The organism is Pseudomonas sp. 18173 (genome assembly GCF_050432945.1).
GTDB lineage: Bacteria > Pseudomonadota > Gammaproteobacteria > Pseudomonadales > Pseudomonadaceae > Aquipseudomonas.
This window is the reverse complement of the sequence record NZ_JBKFTN010000040.1, coordinates 1-17480: the sequence shown is the minus strand read 5'-3', so window position 1 is coordinate 17480 and position 17480 is coordinate 1. Positions and strand designations below refer to the sequence as shown.

Here is a 17480-nt window from a genome sequence, read left to right as displayed (position 1 = left end):
CCCCCGACACCTAAGACTAAAGTTCCATTGCAAACCTTTGTCAATATTACGTCACTAAAACAGACGACTGGCATTTGAGCCTTTCAACTAGCTGTTTTTCAAAGATATATAGGCGGTTGAGTGCAACTATAGAGCGAAATGTTATTTCGATTTGTTTCACCGCCACCTACGCTGCAGCATAAGGGAGCAACGCAGCGATTTCGGAAGACTCGCCATCCATAGAGCGACCAGCCTGCGTGTCCATAAGCTGTTTAAGGAACTACATTTATCGTTAGCTGTTGCGCCACCAGGGCAACCGGCTTTTCGAAGTGGGAGGACCAACATGTCCAAGCAGTCGAGCATCCGTTCCGAATTGGCCGACGCCCTTTTTCGCCTGCGCCGAAGTTTTTATTCGCTGGCAGGGTTCAGCGGCGTCATAAACGTCATGATGTTGACGCCAGCCGTTTATATGTTGCAGGTCTATGATCGAGCCCTGGTCAGTCGCAACGTCACGACGCTGACGATGCTGACGGTTCTGGTGGTCGGTCTGTTCCTGCTGATGTCCACCCTGGAAATGGTCCGCACCCGCGTGCTGATCCGGGTCGGCAACTGCCTCGACATGGACCTCAACCGGCGCATTTTCACCGCGGCGTTCGAGCGCAACCTGAGCCGCGCCGGCGGTAATCCGGCCCAGGCCCTGCAAGACCTCGCCCAGGTTCGTCAGTTTGTCACCGGCAATTCCCTGTTCGCGTTCTTCGATGCACCCTGGACGCCGATCTACCTGCTGGTCGCCTACCTGATCCACCCACTGCTGGGACTGCTCACGCTGGTCGGCTCGCTGATTCTGATGGGCCTGGCGTATCTCACTGAAAAGGCCACGCAGAAGCCGCTGGCCGAAGCCAACCAGGCGGCCCTCTCCTCCGCCCAGTACGCCAACAACAACCTGCGCAACGCCGAAGTCATCGAGGCCATGGGCATGCTGCCGTCGATCACCAAGCGCTGGTACCTGAGCCATTTGCGCATTCTGGAAATGCAGACCCTGGCCTCCGACCGCGCCGCCTTGATCAGCAGCACCGGGCGCTTCGTGCGCATCACTTTGCAGTCGCTGATCCTCGGGGCCGGCGCGCTGCTGGCGATCGAAGGCAAGATCACCCCCGGGATGATGATTGCCTGCTCGATCCTTACCGGTCGCGCACTGGGCCCGGTGGAACAGGTCATCGCATCGTGGAAGCAACTGCTCGGCTGCCGTTCGGCCTGGGGCCGGCTCAATGAGATGCTGAGCGACTACCCGTCCCGGCCGCCAAGCATGTCGCTGCAGCGGCCAATGGGCATGCTGGCAGTCGAGAATGTGTATGCCGGCGCCCCCGGTACCAACAACACGATTCTGCGCGGCATCAGCTTCAGTCTTGTCCCCGGCGAAAGCCTTGGCATTATCGGCCCGTCCGCCTCGGGCAAATCCACCCTCGCCCGCCTGCTGGTCGGCGTCTGGCCGTCGCAAGCCGGCAAGGTACGCCTGGACGGCGCGGACATGTTCACCTGGAACAAGGGCGAACTTGGCCCCTGGCTCGGCTACCTGCCACAGGACGTAGAGTTGTTCGAGGGCAACATCGCCGACAACATTGCGCGCTTTGGCGAAGTGGACAGCGAAGCGGTCATCCGTGCCGCCAAGATCACTGGCGTGCACGAAATGATCCTGCGATTTCCGCAGGGTTATGACACCCGCCTGGGCACCGATGGCAGCCCGCTTTCCGGTGGCCAGAAGCAGCGCATCGCCTTGGCCCGCGCCCTATATGGCGAGCCCAATCTGATCGTACTGGATGAGCCGAACGCCAACCTCGACGACGTCGGCGAAAAGGCTTTGGTCGATGCGCTGGCCGAACTCAAGGACCGTGGCGCGACCGTCATTCTGATTTCCCACCGCCCCAACGTACTCTGCGCCGTCGACAAGGTGCTGATGATGCGCGACGGCGGCGTGCAGATGCTCGGCACGCGCGATGAAGTATTCGCAGCGCTGCGCAAGGCCAGCGTGCTACCTGCCGGCGCGTCGACTCCGCTGGCCTCCGTCAAAGCACGGGAGTGACCGATCATGCAAATGAGCCAACACACCGAGATGATCAAGGCCGATCCCCGGAACATAGTAGATCTGGACGTCGGCAAACCCGCGCGATTTGGCGTATGGCTGGTGCTTGCCGGCTTCGGCGGCTTCCTGCTGTGGTCTTGCCTGGCGCCCCTGGATGCCGGCGTGGTAGCGACAGGCACAGTCAAGGTCACCAGCAACCGCAAGGCCGTACAGCATCTCACCGGCGGTACCGTTGAGGCCATTCTCGTTCGCGAAGGCGATGTAGTGACAAAGGGTCAGGAAGTAGTCCGCCTCGACTCGTTGCGCGCCGCCTCTGAACAGGGGGCGCTCAGTGCCCAGTACATCGTCAGCAAGACCGTGGAAAACCGCCTGGAAGCCGAACGTGACGGCCGCGACGTGGTGAACTTCGACCCCGATTTGCTCCAGCGCTTCAAAGGTGACCACCGCCTGGAGGCCGCCATGGACCTGCAACAGCGCCTGCTGGACACCCGGCGCGCCGGTCTCGCTGGCGAAATCAGCATCCTGCAGGAGAACCTGGCGGCCTCGGCCGTGCAACAAAAGGGCCTGCAGCAGGTCTATAACGCCCGCGCCTCGCAGATCAACTTCCTCAACCAGGAACTGCAAGGTACCCGCGTGCTGACGGCCGAAGGCTATGTGCCACGCAACCGCCTGCTTGAGCTGGAACGCAGCAATGCCGAACTCTCCGCCGGCCAGGCCGAGAACCTCAACAACATCGCCCGCGTGCGTAGCCAGACCACCGAAATCAAGCTGCGCATCCTGCAGCGCCAGCACGACTACCTGAAGGAAGTCGAATCGCAGCTGACTGAAACCGCCAAGGAAAACACCACCCTGGCCGACCGCTTGCGCGCACTCGACTATGAAGTGACCCACACGGTGATTCGCTCGCCCATCGATGGCATGGTCCAGTCCCTGAGCATTGCCACCGTCGGTGGAGTCATTCAGCCGGGCTTCAAGATCATGGAAATCGTACCGGTCAACGAGCCGCTGCAGGTCGATGCGATGATTCCCGTGCAGGCCATCGACAAAATGGTTCCCGGCCTGCCCGTGGACATTTCCTTCCCGGCCTTCAACCATGCCAAGACGCCAAACATCCCCGGTCGCGTGAAAACCATCTCCGCCGACCGCCTGATGGACGAGGAAAGCAAGCAACCGTTCTACCTGGCCCAGGTGGAAGTCACACCCGATGGCATGGGCCTGCTTGGCGTCAACCACATTCGTCCCGGTATGCCCGCCAGCGTCACCATCAAGACAGGCGAACGCAACATGATGAGCTATCTTCTTAAACCAATGCTCGATCGTGTGGACAGTTCATTCAAGGAACAATGAGATGGAACGTCATTGCCTGTTCTTCTGCCTGTTGGGGTTGGCCCTGCCGGCCGATGCCATGGACCTCAAGCAAGCCTGGGATTTGTTGCAGTACCAGGGCCCGATCTACCAGGCCTCCGTGCATGAAAAAGAGGCCGGCCAGGAAAACCGCGCCATTGGCAAGGCTGGCCTGCTACCGCAGATCAATGCCTCGGGCTACCACAACAAGGTCAATGGCTCCCAAAGCCAGAGCGGCATCGACAGAGATCTCCATTACGACTCCAAGGGCGCCAACGTGCGCCTGCGCCAGCCGCTGTTCAACAAACAGAAGATGGCCGAATACCGCCAGGGTCAGCAGCGTGCCGACTACAGCAACGCGGTGTTCGATGCCAAGACCCAGGACGCCGCGGTGCGCCTGGCCGAAAGCTATTTCGACGTGCTCCTGGCCAGCGAAACCATCACTCTGGCCAAGTCCAAGCTGACCGCCTTCGAAGAACAACTCGCCTCGGCCAAACGGCGCATGGAACTGGGGGCCGGCACCATCACCGACATCGACGAATCGACCGCTCGTCGCGACCTCGCCGATGCCGAGCTGATCGAAGCGCAGGACAACCTGATCAACGCGCGCCGCAAGCTTGAGGAATATATCGGCGAAACTCCCGAGTCAGTGACCACCTTGCGCCCGAGCTTCGATACACCACCGCTGCTACCGAGCAACCTGCAGGACTGGCTGGTCAAGGCCCAGACCGATAGTCCGCTGATCCATGCGCGCCGCTATAGCAGCGACCTCGCAGCCGAAGAAGTCAATCGTGCCAGGGCCGGCCACTGGCCAACACTGGATTTCATTGCTGGCTACACCGCGGGTGAGAGCCAGTCACTCTCCGAGTTGAATCAACGCAACCACTACGGCTCGGTCGGGCTGGAAGTCAATATCCCGCTGTACAGCGGTGGTGGCGTCAGCGCGTTGACACGCCAGGCCAGTGCCAATAGCGATAAGGCCATCGATGAACTCGACGCCGCGCGACAGGAAGTCATCACCGAAACCACCCGTGAGTATCAAGGCATCCTGAGTGGCGCCAAACGCATTCGCGCACTGGAGAAGGCCGTAGAGTCCAACGAACGCTCACTGGCATCGACACGCAAGGGCTTCAAGGAAGGTGGCACCAGCACCAACTCGGACGTGCTCAATGCCGAAGAACTGCTGTTCGTTGCGCGCCACGACCTGTTCGATGCCAAGATACGTTACTTGATGTCGCGCCTGCGCCTGGCCTCTTCGGTAGGCAGCCTGGGCGACGACGATATCAATCAGGTCAACGACTACCTCGGCCCGGAACTGCTGGTCACCAAATAACCTTCACCCGCCGGCCGGTCGAGCAAAATGATTGCCGACCGGCCCCCTCCTCTGCCTTCCACCCAGTCAATGCCCCTTCCGTCCACCTCATTGATTGTTGCACCTCGTGCAGAACGGCAGGCGCCGGAAAAAAGGTCAACGCTGAAATTTGCCCACTAAGCCCTTGATTCCCTTTATGCTCGGCCCAGTCCCTAATCGAAAGCCATGTCCGGCTCCAGGCTGTAAACTGTTTCCCCATGCGCAAACTTTTGTACCTGACATTCTCCATGGCGTTGCTCGCCGCCCTCACGACCTACGCCATGTGGGCCGCGGACCGGCCGCTGGGTCATTACCTTTCGGACCTGCGGATCAACCTGGCAGTCGACCAGGGTACGCCTGCGGACCGTGGCAATCTGCTGGGCATTCAGCCCGAACTGTTTCCTACCGATTATCAAAGCCCCGAACGCTTGCACCGCAAGCTCGCGGCCTATCTGCAGGCAGCCCGGGACCAGGGTTTGTTGAACGACAAGACGGTCGTCGTATTGCCGGAACATATCGGTACCTGGTTGATGGTCAGCGGCGAGAAGGATGAGTTGTATCAGGCCAGCACCCTCAAGGAGGCCATGAACTGGCTGGCGGTAAGCAATCCCCTGAAGTTCGCCAAGGCGTTGATCAGCGCCGAGGGTGGCAACCGCCTGGACGATGCCCACCTGCGCATGAAAGCCAAGGCGATGGCCAGGGACTACCAGGCATTGTTCGGCGGCCTGGCCAGGGAATTCCACGTGACGCTGGTAGCGGGTTCCATTGTGCTGCCCGAACCGGGCATCATCGACGGCACCTTGAAAATCGGCCGCGGCGCGCTGTACAACAGCAGTGTCGTGTTCAACAACGAAGGCCTGCCGATCGGCCAGCCCCAGCGCCAGATGCACCCGTTCTTCGCAAAACTGAACGGGATCAAGGCGAACGGCGAGCACTCGCTCAACGTCGTTGACACCCCCGCAGGAAGGCTGGCCGTATTGATCGGCCAAGACAGCTGGTACCCGGAAAACTACCTCAAGCTCAACGACCAGAACGTACAGCTGGTTGCGGTACCGGCCTTTGTCACCGGCCGTGGCACCTGGGATCAGCCGTGGCGCGGCTACAGGGGGGCGGCGCAGCCGGCGTCGGTCAACCTCAAGCCTGGAGAAATCAGTGAGGGCCAGGCCTGGCAGCGCCTGACCCTCACGACCCAGGTACCGGCCAGTCAGGCTGTCGCCGGCATGAGTGTGTTCCTGCGAGGTCAGTTCTGGGATCAAGGCAGTGCCGGTCACAGTTTTCTCAGCAGCAACGGCCAGCACTTTGCCGACGGCAACGCCCAGGGTGCGCGTTTGCTGAACCTCTGGTTGTAAGCCATGAAACCGCAGCCGATGCGCCTCGGCGATCTGTCGGTGGGTTTTGTCCATAGCCTGGCCGATGCCGTGCGCAGTCATGGCATCGATCCGCAGCCTCTGCTCGACCAATACGGCCTCGATACAGCGCGCCTGAGTGAAGCCGGTGCACGACTGTCGATACCGCGCTACATGCGCCTGGGCCACGGCGCCATTCAACTGACCACCAATCCGGCCCTCGGCTTGCGCATGGGCCAGCTCAGTCGCCTGAGCCAGGCCGGCCTGGCCGGGGTCACCGCCGCCCAGGCGCCGACAGTCCGTGAAGCCGCTCGCTGCCTGATTCGATACGAAGCCTTGTACGGCTCCAATTATCGGGGTCAATCCAGCTTTCACGAAGACGCCCAGGGCGCCTGGCTGCGTTTCTATTCGATCAGCCCGTATAACGCCTACAACCGCTTTGTGGTGGATTCGATCATCGCCGGCTGGCTGCAGCAATTATCCAGTGTCAGCCCAGCCCCGCTGCGCGCCGAACGTATCGAGATCGAATTCGAAGAACCCGCTTACCGCACGGCCTACGACGCTTTGGGTGACTGCCCGATTCAGTTTGGTGGCGAGCACAATCAACTGCGCTTGAGCCTGACCAGTCTCGCCCAGCGCAACCCCGAGCATTGCCCGAGCACCTGGCGGCATTTGCTGCAATTGTGTGAGCGGGAGCTGGAACAATTGACACGCACCCGCAGCCTGCGTGAACGCGTCATCGCGCTGCTGGGACCGTTGCTCAATGGTGGCCGGGAACCCGACCTGGAAGAAGTGGCGGCACGCCTGAAACTGCCCACCTGGACCCTGCGCCGCAAACTTGCCGAGGAAGGCACGCAATTTCGCGCAATCCTCAATGAAACCCGTCGCGACCTGGCCATGACCTACATACGCGACACCGAACTGGTGTTCGGAGAAATCGCCTACCTGCTGGGTTTTGCCTCAGCCGAAGCGTTTCAACGCGCATTCAAACGCTGGAACGGGCAGACACCCGGCGAATTTCGCCGCAGTCATAGAAAAACAGCCTGAAGCCTCTAGCTGCAAGCGACAAGTTGAAGCTTCAAAGCTCAGTAGCGTCTTCTGCTGGCTCCAGTGGGTCCAGTTCGAAAGCCTGGTACTCGAGCAGTTCTTCTTGATAATCGTCCATTTTTGAATCCCCCAACCCGTATTGAAAAACGTCTGAATAAATGACCCATTCCATGAGCATAAAGTGCCCGTGTGAATGAAAAATGACGCGGACACGACACTCTGTCGCTACTGAATAAAACGTAGCAGCTGGTCAGGAATTTATCATTGGTTTTTTTGCGGGAGATCGCAGAGCCGCGGGCTTTCTTGATGTGAGTCAAGCATTGAACTGTCCACAGGATCGGTTGATCCGATCCTGTGGTGTCACTCTCACTGGCCGGTGACCGGCATCGCCGGAATGGGCTCGCTCGGTGGCGGCAAGTCACTCGGGTTCGACGGTGGCGTGATGACTTGCGGGGACAGTGCAGGCTCTACACTGGCAGGCGTGATCGGCGCGGCTTCCGGAGGCGGGGCAACCGGCTCGGAGGCCGCTGGCGCTGCTTCAACGGCAGGTCCGGGAGCAGCTGCAGCAGGCGCTGCTGCGGGTGCCGCTGCCGGGGCAGGCGCGAGCGGTGCCGGTGCTGCCTTGGCTTCAGGCATGCCCAGATCGGTTTTCGGCTTTTCGGTAATGTGGGCGGCTTTCTTGGCTTCCGGCGGCAGGAAACTTTCAATCAGCGCAAAAAAACGCTCATAGAATTTGGCCGACGTTACCGTTTCGCTGGCCACCTTGACCATCGAATCGTCCGACGAACCGATCGGCATCGACACCGACCCCAGTACACCCACACCGAGACTGGCGGAGTTGTTGGTTTTTTTCAGTGCATAACGATCCTGCAGGGCGTTGGCAAAAACGGTCGCGTGATGCCCTTCGCTGCCGTCGTCGGTACAGACCACACTGAAGCTGATCTCCATGTGGTTCTCGCCGGTCTGCTGGAAGCTCTTGTGACCGCTGACCAGCTTCGAATCGTTGCTGGTGATGATGTAGCCCTGGCTGAGCAAGGCGCGACGGGCGGCCTCACAACTCTGCGCATCGGTTACGGGATAGTTGCGGGAAAAGGTTCCGGAGTCGTCGAAGTTCTCATGCTCGTAGATGCCGCCTTTGTTCGATGAACAACCGGCCGCAGCGGCAAGCATGGCTGCCAGCCCGACAACCCGCATGGGAAGTGATTTAAACATTGAACATCCTGAATAAAACGGTTCGGGGCGTATTGTGCAACAGATCGATGCTTAGCGTCGCATCGATTGTGTCTTAAAACGGTTACAGGCTGATTGACCCCGGTTTTGCGCAAAAGTCACCGCGGCAAATGACGTACGGCCAAACAAAAAGACCCCGGCCTTTCGGCCGGGGTCTCCTGTACTGCGCTAAACCGGGTCAGGCATCAGTAACGCTTGATGTCCGCCTGGCTTTCCAGCTGCTTGCGATAAGCCGCAAAATCTTGCTGGCCAATGCGCGAAGCGAGGTAGCGACGATACTGTGCTTTCTCTTCTTCGGTCGGCGCCGCTGCTTCGTTCACGCCATTGAGACGCACGATCATCAGGCTGCCATCTGCCAGCGTCACGCTGGTGAAGGTCGGCTTGTCCTTGGCCGCAGGCTTGGCCATGCGGAACAGCGCTTGCAGCACCGCAGGGTCGACCCCTTCCTGAGCTCGCGTCGCCGCTTCAGTGACCTTCCAGGCCTGGCCTTCGACGGCCTGATCCAGCGGGATCTTGCCATCGCGCAGGCTGGCGATCAGGGCTTCAGCCCTGGTCTTGGCATCGGCGCTGGCGTGCTCCTTGGCCAATTGCACACGAATCGCGGCAGAGACGCTCTCCAGCGGCAATTGCGAAGGCTTCAGATGTTCCTTGGCACGCAACACGACCACGGTTTCCGGATCGAGCTCGATGGCGGTGCTGTTCGCACCCTCATCCAGGACTTCCGGGCTGAACGCGGCAGTGATTACGGCACGGTTGGCTGCAATACCCTCACCGCCTTCACGACCGAACGGCTTGGACGTCTGGACGGTCAGCTTCAGGTCCTGCGCTGGCTGCGCCAGATCGGACGCTTCGAACGAGGCGTCTTCCAGTTGCTTGCTCGCCTCTACGAAACGCTGCTCGACCTGCTGGGTTTTCAGACCACGGGTCAGCTTGTCTTTCAGGCTGGCGAACGTTGGCACTTCGGGTGCTTCCACACCCAACAGCTTGATCAGGTGGAAACCGAAGTCGGTGCGAACCGGTCCCGAAACCTGATCCTTGGCCAACGAATACAGGGCCTTTTCGAACGCCGGGTCGTAGACGCCAGGACCTGCATAACCCAGGTCGCCGCCGTTGTTCGCCGAACCCGGATCCTGGGAGAATTCCTTGGCCAGCGCCTCGAATTTCTCGCCCTTGGCCAGACGGGCCTGAATCTCTTCGATCTTCGCCTTGGCTTGCGCCTCGGTGGTCTTGTCGTTCACTTCGATCAGAATGTGCGCAGCCCGGCGTTGCTCGGCCAGGTTCGCGATTTCTTTCTGATAGGCCGCTTGCAGGTCTTCGTCCTTGACGCTGACCTGATCGAAGAAGGAGGCCTTCTTCAGCTCGAGGTAATCGATGACCACCTGGTCCGGCGTCATGAATTCCTTGGCATGCTCGTCGTAGTAGGCCTTGACCTCTTCGTCGGTCAGCTTCACCGCCGCCGGGTCGGCCTTGATGTTCAGGGAGGCGAAATCGCGGGTCTGTTTTTCCAGACGGGCAAACGCCTGCACCTGTGCATCGGTCACGAAACCGCTGCCTGCCAGGCCGGCACGCAGCTGGCCGATCAGCATTTCCTGAGCCAGCATCTGGCGGAATTGCATGCGGCTATAGCCGAGTTGGCGAATCACCTGGTCGAAACGCTCGGGGCTGAACTTGCCATCAACCTGAAACTCTGGTGTTTGCAGGATGACCTGATCAAGTGCGGCTTCGGAAAAGGCGAACTTCGATTTTTCTGCGCCTTGCAGCAGCAGCTTGCGATCGATCAGGCCCTTCAGAGCCGATTCGCGCAACATTTTTTCATCCAGCAGGGAAGCATCGAAATCCTTGCCCAGCTGTTGCATGAGCTGGCGGCGTTGCATATCGACCGCCTGGCTCAGTTCGTTCTGGCTGATTTCATCGCCGTTGACCTTGGCCGCATCATTGCTGTGCGACGTGGCCTTGAAAATGGCGTCGAAACCGGTCAAGGCCATCAGAACAACGATGACCCCGATAATAGTCTTGGCAATCCAGCCTTGTGAATTGTCCCTGATATTCTGCAGCATGCGTCCCCCAGAAACGGTTGAACTTCAAAATTAGGCAACCGTGGAGCGTGGGTAGAATCCGGATAGAAGAAAGGCGCATCCGAGGATGCGCCTTCTCGTAACTGGCGGAGCGGATCGAAGGCTCGAACGGGCGACCCTCGGTGTCTTGAACCGGCGACCTGCAGCCAGGACTGCCGCTCCGCTGCCAAGTCAGGCATGACCCCGACCCGGATGGGTAAAAACCTGAATCGAACTTAGTTGACAGCTTCTTTCAGTGCTTTACCGGCTTTGAAACCTGGTTTTTTGGCGGCTGCGATTTCCAGCGTCTTACCGGTCTGTGGGTTACGACCAATGCGAGCTGGACGATCAGTTACGGAGAAAGTACCGAAACCAACCAGAACAACAGAGTCGCCAGCCTTGAGAGCGCCAGTGACGGATTCGATTACAGCGTCCAGCGCACGGCCAGCAGCAGCTTTCGGGATATCAGCGGATGCAGCGATAGCATCAATCAGTTCCGACTTGTTCACTCTAAGTCCCCTTATATCTATTTGAGTATGATTCTAAGTTTTTTTGGTGAAAGCAAAAACGAGTGCTGAATGGCCTACAGACACTTAAGAGCCGCTTTATAACAAGGGCTCTAAAAAGCTGTCAAGAAAGCCCCCCAGGCAAATACGTACTAATGCGTGCTAATTCTTTCCTTAGAATCTGCGTCGCGTTTCTCATCCTTCGCGACTATCTCCGGAGCCACGTCCGGCAAGGGCTCCGGCGCGTATTGCAACGCAATTTGCAGGACCTCGTCAATCCATTTAACCGGTTTAATCTGTAGATCCTGCTTGATATTGTCCGGAATCTCTTTGAGATCGCGCACATTCTCTTCAGGAATGATCACGGTCTTGATTCCGCCACGATGGGCCGCCAGCAGTTTTTCTTTCAAGCCGCCAATCGCCAGTACCTGGCCACGCAACGTGATTTCGCCGGTCATGGCGACATCCGCGCGCACCGGAATGCCGGTCAATGCCGATACCAGGGCCGTACACATGCCCACACCGGCGCTAGGACCGTCCTTGGGAGTTGCCCCCTCCGGCATATGGATGTGCGTGTCGCGCTTCTCGTGGAAGTCCAGGGGAATGCCCAGGCTTTTCGCCCGACTGCGAACGACGGTCAAGGCCGCGGTGATCGACTCGACCATCACGTCACCCAGGGAACCGGTCTTGATCAACTGGCCCTTGCCCGGCACCACCGCGGCTTCGATGGTCAGCAGTTCGCCGCCCACCTGAGTCCACGCCAGCCCGGTCACCTGGCCGATCTGATCCTGCTGCTCGGCCAGGCCGTAGCGGAATTTGCGCACGCCCAGGAAGTGCTCCAGCATGTCTGCGGAGACCTTCACCGAGAAGCGTTTTTCCAGCGCATGCTCCTTGACGGCCTTGCGGCAGACCTTGGCGATCTGACGCTCAAGCCCACGCACACCGGCTTCACGGGTGTAGTAGCGGATGATGTCGCGGATCGCTTCTGCGTCAAACTCCAGCTCGCCTTTCTTCAGGCCGTTGGCCGTGATCTGCTTTGGCGAAAGGTATTTGACGGCGATGTTGATCTTCTCGTCTTCGGTGTAGCCCGGCAGACGGATCACTTCCATCCGGTCCAGCAACGCCGGCGGGATGTTCATCGAGTTCGAGGTGCACAGGAACATCACATCGGACAGGTCGTAATCGACTTCCAGATAGTGATCGTTGAAGTTGTGGTTCTGCTCCGGATCGAGCACTTCCAGCAACGCCGATGCCGGATCGCCACGCATGTCGCTGCCCATCTTGTCGATTTCATCGAGCAGGAACAGCGGGTTGCGCACACCCACTTTTGTCATCTTTTGAATCAATCTTCCTGGCATCGAACCGATGTAAGTACGGCGATGACCACGAATTTCCGCTTCGTCACGCACGCCGCCGAGGGCCATGCGCACGAATTTGCGGTTGGTGGCGTGAGCGATCGACTCTGCCAGGGACGTTTTACCTACCCCTGGAGGACCGACCAGACACAACACCGGACCACGAATTTTCTTCACGCGCTTTTGCACGGCGAGGTATTCGAGAATCCGCTCTTTGACTTCTTCCAGACCATAGTGGTCGGCATCCAGAATGTCTTCGGCACGGGCCAGGTCCAGACGCACCTTGCTCTGGGCCTTCCACGGCACCTGGACCAGCCAGTCGATGTACGAACGCACCACGGTCGCTTCCGCGGACATCGGCGACATCTGCTTGAGTTTGTTCAGCTCGGCTGTCGCCTTGGCCAGCGCGTCTTTCGGCAGGCCGGCGGCATCGATACGCTTTTTCAGCTCTTCGACTTCGTTGTGACCTTCGTCGCTGTCACCGAGTTCTTTCTGAATGGCCTTCATCTGCTCGTTCAGGTAGTACTCGCGCTGACTGCGCTCCATTTGTTTCTTGACGCGGCCGCGAATGCGTTTTTCGACTTGCAGCAGATCGATCTCGGCATCCAGCAACGCCAGGACGTGCTCGACCCGGGCCGACAAATCGATGATTTCGAGGATTTCCTGCTTCTGTTCGATCTTCAGGGCCATGTGCGCGGCCATGGTGTCCACCAGGCGACCTGGCTCATCGATGCTGTTGAGCGACGAGAGGACTTCAGCCGGGACTTTCTTGCCCAACTGCACATATTGTTCGAACTGCGACAGGAGGCTGCGAACGAACACTTCCGACTCGCGCTCCGGCGCATCGACTTCGTCGATCAGGGAGACTTCGGCACGGCAGTGGCCGTCCACTTCGCTGAAGCGCTCGACGGCGCCCCGCTGCTCGCCTTCGACCAGAACCTTGACCGTGCCGTCAGGCAGCTTCAGCAGCTGCAGAACGGTAGCAATTGTACCAACGCGATACAGGGCATCTTCACCGGGATCGTCGTCAGCCGGGTTTCTCTGGGCCAGCAGAAGAATCTGCTTGTCGCCCGTCATCGCAGCCTCGAGGGCTTCGATGGATTTCTCGCGCCCCACGAACAGCGGGATAACCATGTGCGGATAAACCACGACATCACGCAATGGCAGGAGAGGCAATTCGATGGTTGTCTTCATGATTTCGCCTCTACGGCGGCCATAAGGCCGTAAACAGATGGAAGTAAGCTTGAAACCAAGATGGGGGCTGCCTTGAAAAAAAACAAGCACAAAGACAGTGTTAAAACCCGCAAAAAGCAAAGGGGCCCGAAGGCCCCTTCTTTATTCAGGCTGCGTGACGCTTAAGCGTCTGGCGCGGCCTTGGCGGTCGGCTCACTGTTTTCGTAGATATACAGTGGCTTGGACTTGCCTTCTATCACGCTTTCATCGATCACCACTTTGCTCACCTCCGATTGCGAGGGGATTTCATACATGGTGTCGAGCAATACACCTTCGAGAATCGAACGCAGGCCACGGGCACCGGTTTTACGCTCCAGGGCACGTTTGGCGACCGATTTCAGGGCGTCGGAACGGAATTCCAGATCAACGCCTTCCATCTCGAACAGCTTGGCATACTGCTTGGTCAGGGCATTTTTCGGCTCGGTGAGGATCTGCATCAATGCAGCCTCGTCAAGCTCGTCCAGCGTGGCAAGTACCGGCAGACGACCGACGAACTCCGGGATCAGACCGAACTTGACCAGATCGTCAGGCTCGACTTCACGCAGGGACTCACCGACTTTCTTGCCTTCTTCCTTGCTGCGCACTTCTGCGTTGAAACCGATGCCACCCTTGGTGGAACGGTTTTGAATAACCTTCTCCAGACCGGAGAACGCACCGCCGCAGATGAACAGGATGTTACGGGTGTCGACCTGCAGGAATTCCTGCTGCGGATGCTTGCGACCACCTTGTGGCGGAACGGAAGCGACCGTGCCTTCGATCAACTTGAGCAGGGCCTGCTGCACGCCTTCACCGGAAACGTCCCGGGTGATCGACGGGTTGTCAGACTTGCGCGAAATCTTGTCGATCTCATCGATGTAGACAATGCCCATCTGGGCTTTTTCCACGTCGTAATCGCATTTCTGCAGCAGCTTCTGAATGATGTTCTCGACATCTTCACCCACGTAACCCGCCTCGGTGAGGGTGGTTGCGTCAGCGATGGTGAACGGAACGTTCAGCAAGCGGGCCAGTGTTTCGGCAAGCAGGGTTTTACCCGAGCCTGTCGGGCCGATCAGCAAAATGTTGCTCTTGCCGAGTTCGACGTCGTCATTCTTTTTGTCACGCTGGTTCAGGCGTTTGTAGTGGTTGTACACCGCTACGGCCAGAACCTTTTTCGCGCGCTCCTGACCAATCACATACTGATCGAGGATGCCGCTGATTTCTTTAGGCGAAGGCAATTTATGCGCGCTGCTCTCGGCCTGTGCTTCCTGCACCTCCTCGCGGATGATGTCATTGCACAGGTCGACGCACTCGTCGCAGATAAAGACCGAGGGGCCGGCAATCAATTTGCGCACTTCATGCTGGCTTTTGCCACAGAAGGAGCAATAGAGCAGCTTGCCGTTGTCCTCGCCGTTGCGGGTGTCAGTCATTCGTTCGATCCAAATCCGATAGGCTTGCAACACAAGATGAAGGCTATTGCGGGCTTTTTCAAGCCCGCTGGTGTCGGACCTGCCGACCAAGCCTGTTTTGAGCTGCTTATTTTAAACAGGGCGCTGGCTGATCACTTCATCGATCAAGCCGTACTCACGTGCAGCGTCTGCACTCATGAAATTGTCGCGGTTGGTATCGCGCTCGATTTCTTCAAGCGTGCGCCCGCTATGCTTGGCCATCAGCGTGTTGAGACGCTCGCGGATAAACAGGATTTCCTTGGCGTGGATTTCGATATCCGACGCCTGGCCCTGGAAACCGCCCAGTGGCTGGTGAATCATCACGCGCGAGTTCGGCAGGCAGTAACGCTTGCCCGGGGCACCGGCCGTCAGCAGGAACGCGCCCATGCTGCACGCCTGACCGATGCAGGTGGTCGACACGTTGGGTTTGATGAACTGCATGGTGTCGTAGATCGACATGCCCGCCGTCACCGAACCGCCCGGAGAGTTGATGTAGAGATGGATGTCCTTGTCCGGATTTTCCGCTTCAAGGAACAGCAGTTGCGCGCAGATCAGGTTGGCCATGTAGTCCTCTACCGGGCCAACCAGAAAGATCACTCGCTCCTTGAGTAGGCGCGAGTAGATGTCGTAGGCGCGCTCGCCACGAGCGGACTGCTCGACAACCATCGGGACCAGGCCGCCTGCAGCCTGGATATCAGAGTTCTGCTGAATATACGAATTACGGAACATGCTCTGCAGTCACTCCCAAATAGTTATGTCTTGAATACGCATAAGCCAGCTCGAAGGCTGGCTTATGGTGTTTGCTTCTTACCGCAAAAGTGATCAGTCGGCTTGTGGTGCTTCTACCGGCTTGACCGCTTCTTCGTAAGAGACCGATTTGTCGGTCACGCTAGCTTTCTGCAGAACAGTATCCACAACTTGCTCTTCCAGCACAACCGAACGAACTTCGTTCAGTTGCTGGTCGTTCTTGTAGTACCAGGACACAACCTGCTCAGGTTCCTGATAGGCCGAAGCCATTTCCTGGATCATCTCGCGAACGCGGGTTTCGTCAGGCTTGAGGTCGAATTGCTTGACCACTTCAGCCACGATCAGACCCAGCACTACGCGGCGCTTGGCTTGCTCTTCGAACAGCTCGGCCGGCAGTTGGTCAGGCTTGATGTTGCCGCCGAACTGCTGAACAGCCTGCACGCGCAGACGGTCAACTTCGTTGGACAGCAGAGCCTTTGGCACTTCGATCGGGTTGGTGGCCAGCAGACCGTCCATTACCTGATTCTTGACCTTGGATTTGATCGCCTGACGCAGTTCACGCTCCATGTTCTTGCGAACTTCGGCGCGGAAGCCTTCCAGACCGGTTTCCTTGATGCCGAATTGTGCGAAGAACTCTTCGGTCAGTTCTGGCAGTTTTGGCTCGGAAACGCTGTTTACAGTCACGGTGAACTCGGCGGTTTTGCCAGCCAGGTCCAGGTTCTGATAGTCCTCTGGGAAGGTCAGGTTCAGAACGCGCTCTTCACCAGCTTTAGCACCCACCAGACCATCTTCGAAACCAGGGATCATGCGGCCGGAACCCAGAACCAGCTGGGTACCCTTGGCGGAACCGCCAGCGAACACTTCACCGTCGACCTTGCCGACGAAATCGATGTTCAGCTGATCTTCGTTCTGGGCAGCGCGATCGGCCACTTCGAAACGGGTGTTCTGCTTGCGCAGGATGTCCAGCATCTTGTCCAGATCGGCATCAGCCACGTCAGCGCTCAGGCGCTCGACGGTGATACCTTCGAAACCGGCAACGGTGAACTCAGGGAACACTTCGAATACGGCTACGTACTCCAGGTCCTTGCCAGCTTCCAGGGATTTTGGCTCGATCGAAGGCTGACCAGCCGGGTTCAGCTTCTGCTCAACCACAGCTTCGTAGAAAGAAGACTGGATCACGTCGCCTACAGCTTCCTGGCGAGCGTCAGCACCAAAACGGCGCTTGATTTCGCTCATTGGCACTTTGCCTGGACGGAAGCCAGCAATCTTGGCCTTTTGGGCGGTCTGCTGCAGACGCTTGTTGACCTGGCTCTCGATGCGCTCAGCCGGCACGGTGACGCTCATGCGGCGCTCAAGAGCAGTAGTATTTTCAACAGAAACTTGCATGGATATTCCTCGTTGCACAGACGTTAGCCGGCCGTTTCCGACCCCAGAATCAAGGGCATGCATTCTAGTGGGTCAAACTCAAGAAGTCACCCTACTGAAAACGGGTAAAAAAGCAGCAGGCAATTTATAGGGGTGAATGCACCAATGCACCTCGCCCCGATGGCAAATACAACCAATCACGCCAGGGCTCTGCACCGACCTTTTCATATATGGAAGAGGTCGCCAATCATCTCCCTGACAGCCGATCTCGCAAGCAAGGCCGGCGGGCAGGACAGCATCATCGAGAAACATAAATACGACGAAACGCCCTGCCCCTGCGACCCGTAACCGGCGGCCGCTGAAACAAAAAAGGCGCCAGACTTTTCAATCTGGCGCCTTTCGAAATATGGGGTGGACGA

The 17480-nt window shown here is 58.4% G+C and carries 13 protein-coding genes; 5 read left to right on the top strand and 8 right to left on the bottom strand.

The features are described 5' to 3' along the window. Positions 1-322: 322 nt before the first annotated feature. From ACLD1X_RS27935 to ACLD1X_RS27915, 5 genes are all read left to right on the top strand, one after another. Positions 323-2059 carry a type I secretion system permease/ATPase gene (locus ACLD1X_RS27935; protein WP_429373354.1) on the top strand — a complete coding sequence of 579 codons (1737 nt, stop codon included), beginning with the start codon at positions 323-325 and terminating at the stop codon, positions 2057-2059. Positions 2060-2065: 6 nt separating this feature from the next. Continuing rightward, complete coding sequence (locus ACLD1X_RS27930; RefSeq protein WP_429373352.1) at positions 2066-3406, top strand: HlyD family type I secretion periplasmic adaptor subunit; 1341 nt, start codon at positions 2066-2068, stop codon at positions 3404-3406. A 1-nt stretch (position 3407) separates the two neighbouring features. After that, entirely contained in the window at positions 3408-4736 is a 1329-nt protein-coding gene (locus ACLD1X_RS27925; RefSeq protein ID WP_429373350.1) for a TolC family outer membrane protein, read from the top strand. A gap of 236 nt (positions 4737-4972) precedes the next feature. Continuing rightward, on the top strand, positions 4973-6103 hold the full coding sequence (locus ACLD1X_RS27920; protein WP_429373348.1) for a nitrilase-related carbon-nitrogen hydrolase: 1131 nt from the start codon (positions 4973-4975) through the stop codon (positions 6101-6103). A gap of 3 nt (positions 6104-6106) precedes the next feature. Then, positions 6107-7147, top strand: coding sequence for an AraC family transcriptional regulator (locus ACLD1X_RS27915; RefSeq protein WP_429373346.1), 1041 nt, complete (start codon positions 6107-6109; stop codon positions 7145-7147). Between the two features lie 366 nt (positions 7148-7513). On the opposite strand, the gene ACLD1X_RS27910 is transcribed toward ACLD1X_RS27915, so the two are convergent. The 8 genes from ACLD1X_RS27910 to ACLD1X_RS27875 form a co-directional block, all read right to left on the bottom strand. Beyond that, entirely contained in the window at positions 7514-8359 is an 846-nt protein-coding gene (locus ACLD1X_RS27910) for a DUF2242 domain-containing protein (RefSeq protein WP_429373344.1), read from the bottom strand. A gap of 203 nt (positions 8360-8562) precedes the next feature. Further along, complete coding sequence (locus ACLD1X_RS27905; RefSeq protein ID WP_429373342.1) at positions 8563-10434, bottom strand: SurA N-terminal domain-containing protein; 1872 nt, start codon at positions 10432-10434, stop codon at positions 8563-8565. A gap of 233 nt (positions 10435-10667) precedes the next feature. Continuing rightward, positions 10668-10940 carry an HU family DNA-binding protein gene (locus ACLD1X_RS27900; protein ID WP_002552737.1) on the bottom strand — a complete coding sequence of 91 codons (273 nt, stop codon included), beginning with the start codon at positions 10938-10940 and terminating at the stop codon, positions 10668-10670. A gap of 149 nt (positions 10941-11089) precedes the next feature. Further along, positions 11090-13486, bottom strand: coding sequence for an endopeptidase La (lon, locus tag ACLD1X_RS27895; protein ID WP_429373339.1), 2397 nt, complete (start codon positions 13484-13486; stop codon positions 11090-11092). 161 nt (positions 13487-13647) lie between these two features. Beyond that, entirely contained in the window at positions 13648-14931 is a 1284-nt protein-coding gene (gene clpX / locus ACLD1X_RS27890) for an ATP-dependent Clp protease ATP-binding subunit ClpX (protein WP_007982210.1), read from the bottom strand. A 111-nt stretch (positions 14932-15042) separates the two neighbouring features. Next, positions 15043-15678 carry an ATP-dependent Clp endopeptidase proteolytic subunit ClpP gene (gene clpP / locus ACLD1X_RS27885; RefSeq protein ID WP_008019823.1) on the bottom strand — a complete coding sequence of 212 codons (636 nt, stop codon included), beginning with the start codon at positions 15676-15678 and terminating at the stop codon, positions 15043-15045. Positions 15679-15771: 93 nt separating this feature from the next. Beyond that, positions 15772-17082: a trigger factor gene (tig, locus tag ACLD1X_RS27880; protein ID WP_429373336.1), complete on the bottom strand. Its 1311-nt coding sequence runs from the start codon at positions 17080-17082 to the stop codon at positions 15772-15774. 203 nt (positions 17083-17285) lie between these two features. Then, positions 17286-17480, bottom strand: a 195-nt coding sequence (locus ACLD1X_RS27875; protein ID WP_429373334.1) for a hypothetical protein, incomplete at its 5' end; no start/stop codon positions are given.